Here is a 13,705-nt window from a genome sequence, read left to right on the forward strand (position 1 = left end):
TGGGCCGTGGACTACTGGTCGCATACGTTGAGTTCATGTTCTGTTTTTTGACACGTAGTCAAAGATACTTTGTAAGGTATTGAGCTTGGCAGTATCTTTGTCCGGGATGCTGAAGCCAAGCGCATCTTCTAGAGCCAAAAACGCGTCAGCGACATCCAGCTCATCCAGCTTTAAATATTCGAAAAACCTGTCTGTCGGTTTTATGTCTTATTTTGATATGCCAAGTGCGTTGGTCCAAATTTCTGTCACTTTTTCTGTTATCTCGCTCGTGATCGCGCGCTCCTTGCATGCGGGTAAACGTGCTATGAAGGGAAACATTAGGCCGTAGCAGAAGAGCTGTCTGCTGCTAGAAATGACAAGTGTTCTCAAGATCATGCAGCACAATGCTTACAACTGCCGCACTCAGAGGTAATCCGAGAATATTACGGCCCGAACATGTCTAAGCTGCTACGGGTTTTCATACCTTACAGGTAAATACCGTAGTACCTACGCTGGTGAATCAGGAGCAGCCAGCATCTAGCCTTTTCGCTATAAGGCCTGACGAGAAATCGCTAGACTCGGCATCTTCCGATAATGACCCAAGGACCTGGCATGCCGCTTTCTTCTGACACCCTGCGCCGTACGCTGGTGGCGTGGTTATACGCCGTCGCCGGGGCTCACGTGCTGGGCAGTCTCGTGTTCACCTGGGCAGGCTTTGCCGGTTTGCTCGATGGCTACCTGACAACGCTCGAACAGGCGTTCTGGACCGATGCGGTTCCCGCCGCTGCGCGTACGCAACAGGTCTGGTGGATGGCGTTGTTCGGCGCCACGCTGCAAACCTATTCGGTGTACATGCTGGCGCTGGTGCATTTGGGCAATCGCCTGAAAAGCGCCATGCCTTGGGGTTGGCTGATCGCCGGTCTTCTGCTCTGGGCGCCTCAGGACATATGGATCTCCGTGCGCGGCGGTGTCTGGTCGCACGTATGGCTGGACATGGCGGCGCTGCTGGCATTGCTGCCGCCGCTGATCTGGCTCTATCGCCATGACCGGTACGCTGCGGCTGCCGATGTGTCGAGAGGGCGTAGTCATGTCTGACTTGCCGCTCATGTACCTGCTGGCGGGCAACGGCAGCAGTGCCGAATGGTGGGACGATGTTCTTCCGCATTTTCAGCGTTATCGGGTTGTACCCCTGGAATTGCCCGGCTTCGGCAGTAACCCGCAGCCGCCGTGCGCTGACATTGCTGGCTACGCCGATGCGTTGCTGGCGGCGACGGAGCGGGGCAGCGCAATCATGGCGGTGGGCGTCAACGCCCTGTTGGTCATGCACGCGCTACAGCGCCAGCCGGGGCATTTCTGCAGAAGCGTGCTGTTGGCACCCGTGGGCGCTTTCCTATGGCAGCGGCGCTTGCCCGCATTGATGTCGCCGCTGCCCATTCGCAAGAGTATTCACTGGCTGCTGGCCAACAAGCCCACGCTGTTTGCGAAGAAGTTTTCCAGACAAACCTGGCCTGCGGCGCATTACCAACGCATGGGAGCTGGCTATGCTCGCTGCCGTGCCTTCGTGCCGTATTGGGACCTGGTGCGCGCCGACACCGCGTTGCCGCTACTGGAGTGGGTCCAGGACCCGATCGAACTGGTTTGGGGCGATCAGGACAAGGTGCTGGGTATCGAGCAGGCCGCCGCATGGTCGGCCATTCTGGCGCGTGCCGACCTGACCATCAGCCTCATACCGGGTTGGGGGCATTACCCGTGGATCGATTCGCCAGCTGAATTCGCCCACTGGCTGGAATCCGCTGAGCGCGGCTTCGTTGCACACACCAAGGGCGGGCGCCTGCGTCTGGCAGCCATCGCCGGCCAGCCAGTGCCAGCGGCGTTGTCACTTGAGCAGGGTAATGACTCGGCGCTGCCTGCGTTTCTGGCCAATCAGCCTGACGCTATCTGGGCAGTGCGCTCGTCCAGCTTCGGCGAGGATCAGGCCGATGCGGCAAATGCCGGTCTGAGCACCACCTTTCTTCGCGAGCCTGCCCATAACGTGCCTGCGCGCATTGCAGAGCTGCACAGCGCCGGGGTCGAAGAGGTTGTGGTGCAGCGCTTCATTACGCCGGTGCTCTCCGGCATCGCGTTTGTGCGTCACCTGTCGATCGAGCTGGAGTGGGTCGAAGGCCATCTGGAGTCGCTGGCCGATGGTCAGGCGAGCCCCGAGCGAGCGATCATCTCGCGCCTCGGCGACGCCTGGAACAGCGGCAGCTTCAGGCCCATTCATGGATTGACTCAGGAGATGCTCTGGGACTTCCTGCAAGGTGTTCTGCGAGTTTTCCATTACGTGCCAGGCGACGTCGAGTGGGCTTGGGACGGCAGCCAGCTATGGCTGCTGCAGTATCGCCCCATCAGTGATTATGGCTGGCGCAGGCACCTGACCGCCGCCAACATTGCCGAGATCCTGCCGCCTCAGCCCAGCCGCTTTGTGGAATACGCTCAGCGACGAGCTGCAAGCAGCATCCCGGCAATCATGGCGCGCTGGGACCCACGCATATTGCAGGACAACGAGCCGTTCACGGCACTGTTCGGTGCGGCGTCCTACATCAACAACGACTTGTTTCTTGCGCGGCTGGCAGACTGGGGCATTGCGTCCAGCAGCTATGCCGGTGAAGTCGGCGGCGCGACCCCGCACCTGCCTTGGCAACCACTGCGCGTGCTGTGGTCGCTGCCCTTGTTTCTGCGCATGCAGCGCATTGCACGTGGCCATCTGCTGACCCTGGAGCAGCAACTGCATCGGTTTGACCGGGAGCTGCATACGCTGACCGCCCAAGGCGCAGACGGCAAACAACTCGCCGACTGGTTCACCCGTTTCTACGTATTCGTCGTGCAGGGCAACCTGTGCATCGCCACCTCGCTGGCGAGCAGCGGCGGTGATCTGCTGGGACGTCCGCCGACCGCGTACGACGACCTCGAGCACTACCCGCATCGGCTGCCCTGGGAAACCGACCCCGCGACGCCGCGCCCGGCTTCCACGGACCTGCCATTGCAGGCATTTCCGGCCTGGCCAGGTTTCATTCGCGTAGCACACCGCGCAGGTCTGCCGGGCATGCGCGGTTACTACCTGCAAGTGCGCGAGTGGTACCGCGACAACCTGATGCGTCTGTTCTTCCGCCTGCACCACGCCATGCCCATTGCGGATAGAGAGCACTGGTTTGCACCTCATCCAGACATTCGCAGCCGTGATGGCAGCTTCTGGCAGGACGGGCGCGAAGGCACAGAACAGGCCACCGGTTTCATGATCTACCCAGGGCAGGTGCAGGGTATTCTGGGCGAGGACATTCTGCTGGAAGACACCCTTGATCCAGGACGCCACGCGCACTACCAGAACGCACGCGCCGTGATCGCGCGCATGGGAGGGCGGCTTTCCCACGGGTCTACTTTGCTGCGCGAACTGCGCAAGCCTTCTGCGGTGCTGCCGAACGTCGATATGGCGTGGGTGGGAAGGGAAGTGCGATACGCGGATGGGGAATTGAGGTTGGTCGAGGGGCAATGACAACGCCTGGTGGCCACTTATCCACAGCGAACCCGCCACCTCATCGAGAGGGGCGGGTGCGCTATGGACTCACCTCCTGTGAGAGCGGCCCCAAGCGCATTCAGCTGGCTACATCTTCAGGTCAGAGACGCATGCCTTTGAACGGGTTCCAGCCTTGCTCGCCTTTTACTTCCTTGAGGTAGTAGGAGTAATTGGCCGTCAGGGAGTACATCAAGGAAAATACGATGTTCAAGCCTGTGCCCAATGCTTTTGGAACCTCCATTCCGAGGATCCCGAAAAGCACACTCAGCACGATGTTGACCACGATGATGATGCCGATCAGCGCCAGGTTTTTCTTCCACAACCCCAGCACGAAGAAATAAATCGGGCCGAAGAAAAACGCGATGATATTGGCGCAAACAAGCAGCTTCTTCTTGAAGTCAGGCAGCGCGTTTACCGCCGGCTTGAAGCGTGGGTCGTTCGGCGCACCGTAAGTCTCGAAAAAGTTGAAGCGCTCCTGCCACTTGGCGCTGTACTTGCCAGTGCTTTGAGTCTGATCTGCTGTTCTCATGGATCTACTCCTCATGTTCCGTTGGGATGACGTGTTCTTCCGGGAAATCCTGTGTTTCTGGCTTACTCTTTTGCATCGTGCGCGGGCGATTGTATGGACTTTAATGACGGCTTACTACGCCGTTACCGTTTGTTTCTTGCCCATGAGAAAGAACACGGTATAGCGAAAGGCTTACACGCGCTGGAGGAAGTCGGCTATATCCGAGACCACGCAAGGTCAGTAGCATTGGATCCATCAACTGGTGAACAGGAGTTCATCAGGGTCAAGGATGACCGACCATTGCCTGGGAGGCAGCCGACAGGGAGTCGGGATGGTCTTGGAAAAACCCGCTTCGGCGGGTTTTTTGTTGGGCGCGAGAAAGTCTCGAGAGAACCCTGATCATTTGCGGAGCGCTTTTCTCTTGCGCAGGTTTTCACGATGTTTCTCAAGATCCTTGCGGCGACGCATTTCCTGGCGAATCTCTTTGCGCTCGGCTCGAATAATTCCCCATTGCACGCGCAATTCCCGCCCGCGCTGGCTGTTGAGCGACAAAAGGCCCAGCAGCGGGAAAAGCAGCCCCAGTGCGTAAAACATCAGCTCAAAGCGCCGCCAATGCGCAGGCGCAGTCGGCAACACAGCCAAAAAGCAGCCCACCAGAATGGCCGCCAATATCCACATCCCGCAGGCGTGCCCGCGACTCATCATGATGCCGCCGAAACTCAAGACCAGTGTCACCCCCATCAAGAGCATCACCGACTGGCCCGCTCGCTCCAGATCATTCGGAAAGTACGCATCCACCACAATGCCCGCGGTGATGGCGAGGGAGAATATGCCCATGAAGATCGGTGTCAGAAAGGACATCAGATAACGCGAGCGGAAAGCAGCGACGTGGCTGCGGTGCATCGCCATGGGCTCCAGATAAGCCGGCTTGCTGCGAGATTGTTTACCCATTGTTCTTCCTTGGTGGGTTTGTGGTGGGGCGGTTGTCTTCTTGGTAGATGGGGTTGTCGCTTCACTTCGTTTGCGGAGTGATATTACCCGCCTTAGTAAACCTTGTTCCCTGTCTCGCCTTCCTTCTGATCCACGCGGGCCAGCGGCGCGTAGCTGCCGTGCTCGTAGAGGTACAGGCTGCTCTGGCCGGGGCTTTCTTCGCGCAGCATGCGCAGGCCTTGCCAGAGGAAGTGTTTGTGTTCGGTCTGGCCTTTGATCTCGGACTGTTTCCCTACGCGTCGACCCAGGCTGTCGTACTGATAACTGCTGGTGCTTTCCACCTGCGTGTCAGCCATCGTCTCGGTTTTGACCAGGCGGTTTTCGCAGTCGTAGGTGAAGGTTTGCCAGCGCACGATGCCGACGGTTTTTTCAATCAGGTTGCCCCAGGCGTCGTACTTGTACTCCTGGTTCGCCCACTGTTTGAGGCGGTTGTCTTTGACGTGGTCCAAGCGGCTGGTGTTGAAGTTGAGGCGGTTGGCCGCAGCGTCGTAGCGGAACTCTTCGCCATCGACGACTCGACCGGTGTTGCGCGCCAGCAACTGGCCATTGGCTTCGTATTCGTAACGGGTTTCGCCGCGCAGTTTGTCGAGGGTGCGGCTCAGTTCAACGGTCACTGGTGTAAAAGCTTTCTGTACAACCTGCACAACAGGATGGATGCTGAAAAAGCTCAGCACCCCTCCCTACAGTTTAAGTTTTTAAATAGCTTACAATCGAGGTACGTTGCAGCCCCTTTCTCCAGTTTGAATTTTAAAGAATGTCTGTGGATCAAATGATATACGTAAAATAAACGCTCTAAGTAAGGGTCGAGTAAAACGGCAAAGCTATTTAGATTTGCCTTAACCTGTATGCTAAATAGCCACTCTATTAATGTAAAGAAATCTGAAGCTACGTTAATTTCAGTAGAGTGAAAATTCGTGATCGTCTACCGATGTGGAGGTATCGATCATAGGTAGCTTGCTAACCGGCATCAACTCAAGTCCGTACCCTAAGTTGGCATATGGAGGCTTAAGCTCAGTACATCCTTTAATGGTCATACTGTATAGCCCACTCAAGACATCTATATAGTCATTGCTAGGAAGCCTTTGTTCATAGTTAAGTTTATAATTTATAAAAAATTCAAAATCCCAATCAAACAGGGCGTTCAAATCAGAAACGATAAGTATGCCGGACGTAATTTCTAGCGGAAATCCAGAGTAGGAAAACTTTATTTCATGCAATAATTTTTTTGGGTGGGACGTATCATTCAAGAAAACAGAGTATTCATCTTCTGGAATCTGATAAATTGGACAGATAACGCCCTCTTCGATAGCCAGGCGACCTAACGTTTCATGCTGTAAAAAAAACTCAAAAATATTAGTTTCTGTGATTTTTTTTTCAGTTAAAAAATTATTTAAAACCTCTGGGTCGAATAGAACAATACCTGGGGCATATAAGTCAATAGTTGCGTGATTTTTCATTAGCCGCATCCTCCCGCTGATTTGACACCTGATTTTCCAATAGACTTACTCAAGGCCTCACCTATAGTCACATTTTTTGCTATGACCTGCCCCGTTCGAGGCACTTTTAGCGTGCCTTTTTGAGGGAATTTTTCATAGGCCTTATCCAATTTATTTACTAGCTCTTCCGGCGAGCCCTCAAATTTTTTATTGAAAGGCACTCCTTCTTTCTTTATAGCATCATGGAACTCTTGGTGAAGTTTGTCGGAGCCCTCTATGTCATTCGGAAACCAAGATGGCGAATCTAGCTTCGTCCCTAACTCAGGAAATCCATGGGTGTTAGCATGAGCTCTCGGAAATGGATGATGCCCCATACCGTCAGGCTTTAGAGGTTTCCAGAATGGCATCCATCCCCATGGATCTGCCCATGATGAGGGATTAGGTGCATACTGATAAAGATTAAACCCACCCAACAACCCAATCGGGTCCTGCGTAGTAAACCGCCCGATCTCCGGATCATAATACCGAAACGTGTTGTAGTGCAGCCCCGTCTCGACATCAAAATACTGCCCCTGAAACCTCAGGTTCTGCTCAACCTCGTTCACCACCAGCTTTTCCACTGCCCCCCACGCCCGGTACTTCGCTTGCCAGACGATCTGCCCTTCAGCGTCGGTCATCTCCAGCGGCGTGCCGATCTGGTCGGTGTGGAAGTAGTAGACCTTGTTCTCGGCTTCGCCTTCCTTCTGATCCACGCGGGCCAGCGGCGCGTAGCTGCCAGGTTCGTAGAGGTACAGGCTGCTTTGGCCGGGACTTTCTTCGCGCAGCATGCGCAGGCCTTGCCAGAGGAAGTGTTTGTGTTCGGTCTGGCCTTTGATCTCGGACTGTTTCCCTACGCGTCGGCCCAGGCTGTCGTACTGATAACTGCTGGTGCTTTCTACCTGCGTGTCAGCCATCGTCTCGGTTTTGACCAGGCGGTTTTCGCAGTCGTAGGTGAAGGTTTGCCAGCGCACGATGCCGACGGTTTTCTCTATCAGGTTGCCCCAGGCGTCGTACTTGTACTCCTGGTTCGCCCACTGTTTGAGGCGGTTGTCTTTGACGTGATCGAAGCGGCTGGTGTTGAAGTTGAGGCGGTTGGCCGCAGCGTCGTAGCGGAATTCTTCGCCATCGACGACTCGACCGGTGTTGCGCGCCAGCAGCTGGCCATTGGCTTCATATTCGTAACGGGTTTCGCCGCGCAGTTTGTCGAGAGTGCGGCTCAGTTCGCCTGCCGGGTCGTATTCGTAGCGGCGGTGAATCGGGTTGTAGGCGTGTTCGACGTAGCGCTCAGGCTTTATGAGCGGGTTCTGGATCTGTGACAGTTTCTCAGCGGGCAGGGTGGTCGCGTACTGCCACGCCTTGCGCCCCATGCTGTCGTAGCCGAAGCAGCTGGTGAGCGTGCCCTGGGTGCGATAGATCTCGCGGTGCAGGTCGTCACGCTCCATGTCGCTGATCAGTTGACCATCGAGGTTCAATTGGTGCAGGTGACCGCTGCCGTAATACAGGTAGTTCAGGTGCTGGCCTGTGGGAAGCGTCAGCGTGGTCAGGTTACTGAGTGGATCGTACTCGTAGGCCAGTGCGCCCTGCGGGGTGGTCTCTTTGACAAGACGGCCTAGCAGGTCGTAGGCAAATTCGAGTTTCTCAGCGCTGACGCCGAGCTTTCTGCCGGTGTCCGTCGGCTTGCGCTCGATTGACAGCAGTCGGTCGCCGTCGTCGTATGCGTAGTCCTGACGCGCATCGTCGTTGAGTTTGGCCAGCAGGCGCCCAATCGGGTCGCGCTCCAGATGGGTACTGCGCCGTGGCTGTTCGCCTTTCTCGCCGTAGCCGATTTCCTCGACCTGTGTCAGGTGCCCGCCAAGGTTGTAGCTGAAACGGCGGGTTAGGTTGTCGATACGCTTTTCTTCGATCAGGCGGTCGGAGTTGTCGTAGGCGAAGCGGTAGGTCGCATCGTTTTCGTTGGTCAGGGCGACAAGGCGTATGGCCTTGTCGTATTCGTAGGTGATGGTCTGGCCTTTGGCATCCTGCCGCCATTTGGGCAGGCCACGGCCGTTGCGCAGCAGTTGGGTGGTCTGGCCCTTGCCATCGGTGTGCGTCAGGACCTGGCCCAGTTCGTTGTAGGTGAAAGTCTCGCTGGTGCCATCCGGGTGGTTGATACGCAGCACTTCGCCGTCGGGTTTGCGTTCCAGCGTGGTGGTGTTGTTCAGGGCATCGGTGACGGCCACCAGGTGGTGGCGCTCGTCATAGCGGTAATAAGTGCTTTTGCCCGAACAGTCCTGAAAGCGCTGCACTTGCGCCAGGCTATTCCACCACAGGTATTTGGATTTGAGCGTCGGGTCGACGATGGTGTGCGGCAGACCATCTTCGCCGTTGAGGTATTCGGTCTTGTGGCCCAAGGCGTCAATTTCGGCAACGAGGTTGCCTTTGGCATCGTAGCGGGCCTTCCATGTGCTGCCGTCGGGGTAATCGACCTGGGTTATCAGGGTGGTCAGGTGGTGATATTGATAGCGGATGCTGCGGCCCAGGGGGTCGGTTTCCTTGAGCAACCGGGCGAACTCGTCGTACTCGAAAGTCAGCTGGTTGCCGTCGGGCAGGGTCAGGCCGGTCATGTTACCGGTGTCGTCGATCTCGATGACGTAGTGATCGCCGTTGTAGTCGCGGCTGGAGGTGACGCGATGATCCTTGTTGTAGTGAACTTCCAGCTCGCGTCCCAGCACGTCGGTAACCCAGGTGGTGCGGGCCTCGCGGTCGTAGCGGAAGTGGAAGTGTTCACCGTCGCTGGTCTGGTGCTCTACGACGCGCGATTGGCCGTCGATGGTTTCCCAGCGGTACTCACAGGTCAGGCCCAGCGCGTTGCTGTGGCGGGACATGACGCCATCGGTGTAGGAGAAGCGACGCATTGAGTCGCCGTTGCGGTTGAAGACTTCGGAGAGCTGACCGTTGCTGTCGTAGTGGTACTGGACGAGAGTTTCGACAGCCTCGTTGTCGACGATGCGTTTGACCGAACTGAGTCGCGTCGTCACCTCGTCGTAATGCAGGTGCACACGTACACCGCCCGTGGCGCTGATGTCGGTCAGCGTACCTTGCTCGGTACGGGTGAAATGCAAGAAGTGGCCGAGTGAGTTTTCGATGCGATCCAGCGGAACCGGTGTGTTGTCACCGGGCACTTCGCCAAAGTAGAAGAAGATGTTGTCCAGCGTCTGCAGCAGGTAATGACCGCCCTGTGTGCAGACCAGATAGACCTGCTCATGTGGGTTGTAGATGCGCTGGCCCGGTGCTACGTCCACGAACGGGACGGTGCGGCCCTGATTGTCGGTGAGGTAAACGAAGCTGCCGTTTTTGCGCAGGCTTTGCTCCCATGGCAGCACCCAGCCTTTACCCAGTACGCTGTCAACGTCCAGGTTGCTGGCGTAAAAGCGTGACCACTCTATAGGCATCAGGCCGGGCAAGCTGAAGTCGATCTCATCCGGGATCAGCTTGCGACCAGTAGTCGTGTCGACCGGGTTGCCGCTCAGGCCGCCGATGGCTCTGCGCGCCACCGGCTCGACCACATAGCGGCTGGCAACTTCGCCGGCCACGAAACCTGCTGTGAATTTAAGTGCGCAGGGCAACACTGCTTTCATGCCCGCCTGTGCCCCTGCCTTAAGCAGTTGGGCAATACCGCCTGCTGCTCCGGCCACCGCCATCAGCACATCGACGGTGGTACGCAGCCAGCCCGGAATTTCATCGTCTACTGGTAGATAGCGATACCTGCCGCCGCCGATGAATACGTTGTCGGAACCACCGGAGATAGTGGCGCCGCAGGTCAGTTTGTCGCCTTTGCGCGCCGCCGCCACACTGTTGATGAATACGTTGGTCGAGCCCTCGGCAATTTTGACCGGCCCCGGATGCTTTTCGCAGGCCCCGATGCTTTTCTCAACGTGCGCCGCCTTGCGGTTGTTGATGTAGACATTGGGCGATGCTGTGATGATAGTGCCGGAGGGGGAGGAGAACATACTCCCTATTGCCTCTCCTGCGGCGGTGAGCAGGCTACCTCCGACGCCTGCAGCAAGCCCTGCCAGAAGAGCCACGCCAAAACCGCACGTGAACGTAGCGATCGCTACGGTCGCAATGAGCGCAATACCGAGTACAGCCCCGATCAGGAAGCCTCCCAGGGCGCCGGTATGCGATATTTCGTCACCAAACCGTGCGGCCTCAAACATCAGCGTTACTCCTGATCGCCAGCGTCGGTTGGAGGGGCTTCAGGCAATCGAGCCTGGAAACTGGCCAGCAAGTCGTCCCAGCCCTGAGTCTGCTCGACGCTGAAATCCGTTTGAGACGTGGTCGAGAACACAATTGCGCGCTCTGGTTCGATTAGAAACGCTGCCTGACGCTGATAGTAAGGTCGCCCCTCGGTCATGTAGTACGCGTCAATCTGAACGCCCTCTATGGGCGCCACAGTCGAAAGGGAAACCGCTTTCCTGCTCAGCAGCGTGTAGCCACGCAGCTTGGACGACAGCATTTTGACCTGACGATCGACATAGGTTTTCAGCAGCTCTGAAGGCAGCAAGGTGTCTCTGGAGACCGTAATGCTCAGTGGCGCGGGAAGCGTCGAGCCCATCACGAACATGTTCACCGTGCGGTCCTGAAACCCATCTGGCAGCCTGATGCTGCCTTCGTGCAATTCGTAGTCCATGTGATAAGAATTCCTGAAGTCGAAAAATAAACAATCAGTGGGCGGCAAGACCACTCAACATGCTGTCGAAATCCGCCATCCAAAGACTGAGGTCCGGCTTGGTTGGATCGATCAGGCAAGAAATTTCCAGCCACTGCAGCACATCTTTCCCGGCCAGCGGAACAAGCGCACCTACCAGACGTGCATGGTGTTCCTCACTGCCCACTTTGAAGTGAAAATCCAGCGCCTTGGCAGCGCAGCCAGCAAGCGTACAGTCCCGGCGACGAATAATGCGCAGTTCGGGGTCATGTTCACGAAATGCTTGAACCGAATGCTCGAAAAGCGCTTCCAGAGTCTCCCCTTGCATCACATCCTTGCGTTTGACCGACAGCGTGAGCGTTTCGCCCTTGTACTCAACGGTGGCCTGGATCTCGCGAAACAACATGCTTTCTGGAAAGGCCAGTGTGAAACCACTGAAATTGAAGCTGGTGGGCACGTCTTGCAGGGGCGTGACCGGTTCTGGCTCAGGTTCGGGCACAGCTTCAACGACCGGGGCTTCCAGCGCGGCCTTGCGGGCTGCCTCTTCATCCGCGATGCGCTTGGCTGATATACGATCGTAAAGACTTGGTCTGGCCATGTCCTGCGTTCTCACTTGTTGATGTCGACGCGATCACCTTTGACGAAAGTATTTTCGCCAAGAATGTTGATCACCTTGCCTTTGATCTGGATGCCATCCGGAGTGATCGAAATGCTGCTGTCACCCACTTTGAGAAGAATGTACTGCTTGGCATCTATCTGGATAAACTTTTCGTCGACCTTGATCGTGTAAGCCCCATGCTGCACGTTCGTCACAGTATCTTTCTGGATGATTTCCGTATTGGTGCCGCCAACAGTCACCTTGCGGTTATTCCCCACCTCGTGCTTTTCATCCAGCTCGATTTCGGTGTCCATGTTGCGCTCGGCATGCACGATCACCTGTTCTGCACCGGCCTTGTCTTCAAAGCGGAAGAAGTTGGCTGTGCCGCCATCCCCCTTGGCCGAACGTGTCAGGAAGCCACTCTGGGTCTTGTTGGCCGGCAGTGACCACGGCGGTGTGTTCTGGCTGTTGTACAGACTGCCCATGACGAGCGGGCGGTCAGGGTTGCCATCAAGAAACACAACCACCACTTCGTCGCCGACGCGCGGGATCTGAATACTGCCGAAGCCGCCGCTGGCGCCGGACTGAGCGACACGGACCCAGCAGGAGCTCTTGTCGTCAAACTTGCCATAGCGGTCCCAGTGGAACTGTACTTTTACGCGGCCCATCTCGTCGGTGTAGATCTCTTCGCCTGGGGGGCCGACGATGATTGCGGTTTGGGGGCCGGAAATGGCAGGTTTGAGTAGGTCCATTTGCGGGCGGAATTTTATTTTTTTGCGTACGCAATAAATCTTATTGGCGTAACCAGCCTGACTGCCCGAGGTGTAATTGTTGCTGCCGCGGTGCTCGATATTCATCACTAAGAACTGCCGGTCATCGGCAGATCCTGTGTCATGCTCATAATGTTGCGTCAGCTCAAATGTATGGCCTGGACGCATGGCCCGACAGTTGCTGGACCCAACGAACGTCTTGCCTTTGAGCTCGAGTGCTTCGATACGGTGACGCACCAGGAGCTCGCCATCCTCAGGCGTGCCGTGGGTATACTGCCCCATGTAATCGAAGATTTCGTACGATGGAACATCGCCTTGTTGATTGAGGCTGTTCATCGTGACGGGAATACGATTTCCCGGTTGCCGATAATCGAAGGTCTGTACGGAAATCTTGCCAGCCTGAAAATCCCGAGCTGAGCTCCATTGAGTGATGGAGTCAGAGGTTTCGGTGACCGACGCAGTATGGAAGCGTACTTGAGGCTGTTCCGGAAGCGGCGTAAGTACAGTGGAGTCGTCCATGATGATCAGGGTGTGGCTGTCGGCCGTATGCTCGAAGTAGAAGAACAAACCTTCCTGTTCTAGCAGGCGCATGACAAAGTGGCTGTCGCTTTCGCGGTATTGCGTGATGTAGCTGTATGGCTTGAGTGTACGATTGATACGGAACTCGTATTTCGCAAGCCCTTCATAGCGACCAAATACCTTCCTGATCACTTGTTCAACTGTTTGATCCTGGTAGATCTGAGAGTCATACCTCTGCGCAATTAGACTCAGCCACGAACCTATGTAGGCTGAATAACGCGACATACCACCATCGCTGCCGTTGTTGCCGAAGCTTAAGATGTGGCCGTTAATGTAACGGCTACCTCCGGTAGCAAGTTCGATTTCAATAGTCGCAGGCTGCCCGATGGCAGACTTTAGCTTTACGCTCGCATCATCAGAAATTAGTTCCACTTGGAACCCGAAATCAGCCGACAAACCTTCGCTCCCGGCGAAGGAGTCAAGTAATAGTTCCTGGCCACCTTTCAGTGCCATCGTTAGCTTGAACAGGCGCCTGTTCTGCGCCGAAAACAGTGAAGATAGATCCATCGCTTTAACCACTCCTTAGCCAGTATATTATGTCATCAGACTTGGGCAACCTGAACATA

Annotated in this window: 10 protein-coding genes and 1 pseudogene; 2 read left to right on the top strand and 9 right to left on the bottom strand. The window is 56.2% G+C overall.

Features of this window, described 5'->3' with window-relative positions; all coding sequences use genetic code 11:
• Positions 1-33: 33 nt before the first annotated feature.
• Entirely contained in the window at positions 34-204 is a 171-nt protein-coding gene (locus I9H09_RS27025) for an acyl carrier protein (protein ID WP_183142428.1), read from the bottom strand.
• A 387-nt stretch (positions 205-591) separates the two neighbouring features.
• On the opposite strand from I9H09_RS27025, the gene I9H09_RS00905 reads away from it, so the two are divergent.
• Positions 592-1,074 carry a hypothetical protein gene (locus tag I9H09_RS00905; protein WP_053481642.1) on the top strand — a complete coding sequence of 161 codons (483 nt, stop codon included), beginning with the start codon at positions 592-594 and terminating at the stop codon, positions 1,072-1,074.
• Positions 1,067-3,511 (top strand): PEP-utilizing enzyme, encoded by a 2,445-nt coding sequence (locus tag I9H09_RS00910; RefSeq protein WP_122346828.1) that lies wholly within the window; start codon positions 1,067-1,069, stop codon positions 3,509-3,511. The genes I9H09_RS00905 and I9H09_RS00910 overlap by 8 nt, the downstream gene beginning before the upstream one ends.
• A gap of 121 nt (positions 3,512-3,632) precedes the next feature.
• Here I9H09_RS00910 and I9H09_RS00915 read toward each other — a convergent pair whose 3' ends face one another.
• From I9H09_RS00915 to tssI, 8 genes and pseudogenes are all read right to left on the bottom strand, one after another.
• On the bottom strand, positions 3,633-4,061 hold the full coding sequence (locus tag I9H09_RS00915) for a DUF2628 domain-containing protein (RefSeq protein ID WP_122346829.1): 429 nt from the start codon (positions 4,059-4,061) through the stop codon (positions 3,633-3,635).
• Positions 4,062-4,439: 378 nt separating this feature from the next.
• Entirely contained in the window at positions 4,440-4,991 is a 552-nt protein-coding gene (locus tag I9H09_RS00920) for a hypothetical protein (RefSeq protein WP_122346831.1), read from the bottom strand.
• A gap of 95 nt (positions 4,992-5,086) precedes the next feature.
• Positions 5,087-5,635, bottom strand: a pseudogene (locus I9H09_RS00925) (hypothetical protein); the annotation flags it as partial.
• A 291-nt stretch (positions 5,636-5,926) separates the two neighbouring features.
• Complete coding sequence (locus tag I9H09_RS00930) at positions 5,927-6,487, bottom strand: hypothetical protein (protein WP_024668598.1); 561 nt, start codon at positions 6,485-6,487, stop codon at positions 5,927-5,929.
• On the bottom strand, positions 6,487-10,701 hold the full coding sequence (locus tag I9H09_RS00935) for an RHS repeat-associated core domain-containing protein (protein ID WP_122323557.1): 4,215 nt from the start codon (positions 10,699-10,701) through the stop codon (positions 6,487-6,489). Before I9H09_RS00935 ends, I9H09_RS00930 begins: the two co-directional genes overlap by 1 nt.
• A 5-nt stretch (positions 10,702-10,706) precedes the next feature.
• On the bottom strand, positions 10,707-11,174 hold the full coding sequence (locus tag I9H09_RS00940) for a DcrB-related protein (RefSeq protein WP_024671250.1): 468 nt from the start codon (positions 11,172-11,174) through the stop codon (positions 10,707-10,709).
• A gap of 34 nt (positions 11,175-11,208) precedes the next feature.
• Positions 11,209-11,790, bottom strand: a complete 582-nt coding sequence (locus tag I9H09_RS00945; RefSeq protein WP_024671251.1) for a DcrB-related protein — start codon at positions 11,788-11,790, stop codon at positions 11,209-11,211.
• A gap of 11 nt (positions 11,791-11,801) precedes the next feature.
• Positions 11,802-13,646, bottom strand: a complete 1,845-nt coding sequence (gene tssI / locus I9H09_RS00950; RefSeq protein WP_122346856.1) for a type VI secretion system tip protein TssI/VgrG — start codon at positions 13,644-13,646, stop codon at positions 11,802-11,804.
• Between the last annotated feature and the right edge of the window lie 59 nt (positions 13,647-13,705).

Source organism: Pseudomonas tremae (assembly GCF_023278125.1).
GTDB lineage: Bacteria > Pseudomonadota > Gammaproteobacteria > Pseudomonadales > Pseudomonadaceae > Aquipseudomonas > Aquipseudomonas tremae.

Bases quoted from the DNA above. Each gene is read 5' to 3' on its own strand.
- I9H09_RS00935 (WP_122323557.1), bottom strand. From the start codon at position 10,701: ATGTTTGAGGCCGCACGGTTTGGTGACGAAATATCGCATACCGGCGCC.
- I9H09_RS00905 (WP_053481642.1), top strand. From the start codon at position 592: ATGCCGCTTTCTTCTGACACCCTGCGCCGTACGCTGGTGGCGTGGTTA.
- I9H09_RS00930 (WP_024668598.1), bottom strand. From the start codon at position 6,487: ATGAAAAATCACGCAACTATTGACTTATATGCCCCAGGTATTGTTCTA.
- I9H09_RS00940 (WP_024671250.1), bottom strand. From the start codon at position 11,174: ATGGACTACGAATTGCACGAAGGCAGCATCAGGCTGCCAGATGGGTTT.
- I9H09_RS00920 (WP_122346831.1), bottom strand. From the start codon at position 4,991: ATGGGTAAACAATCTCGCAGCAAGCCGGCTTATCTGGAGCCCATGGCG.
- I9H09_RS00910 (WP_122346828.1), top strand. From the start codon at position 1,067: ATGTCTGACTTGCCGCTCATGTACCTGCTGGCGGGCAACGGCAGCAGT.
- tssI (WP_122346856.1), bottom strand. From the start codon at position 13,646: ATGGATCTATCTTCACTGTTTTCGGCGCAGAACAGGCGCCTGTTCAAG.
- I9H09_RS00945 (WP_024671251.1), bottom strand. From the start codon at position 11,790: ATGGCCAGACCAAGTCTTTACGATCGTATATCAGCCAAGCGCATCGCG.
- I9H09_RS00915 (WP_122346829.1), bottom strand. From the start codon at position 4,061: ATGAGAACAGCAGATCAGACTCAAAGCACTGGCAAGTACAGCGCCAAG.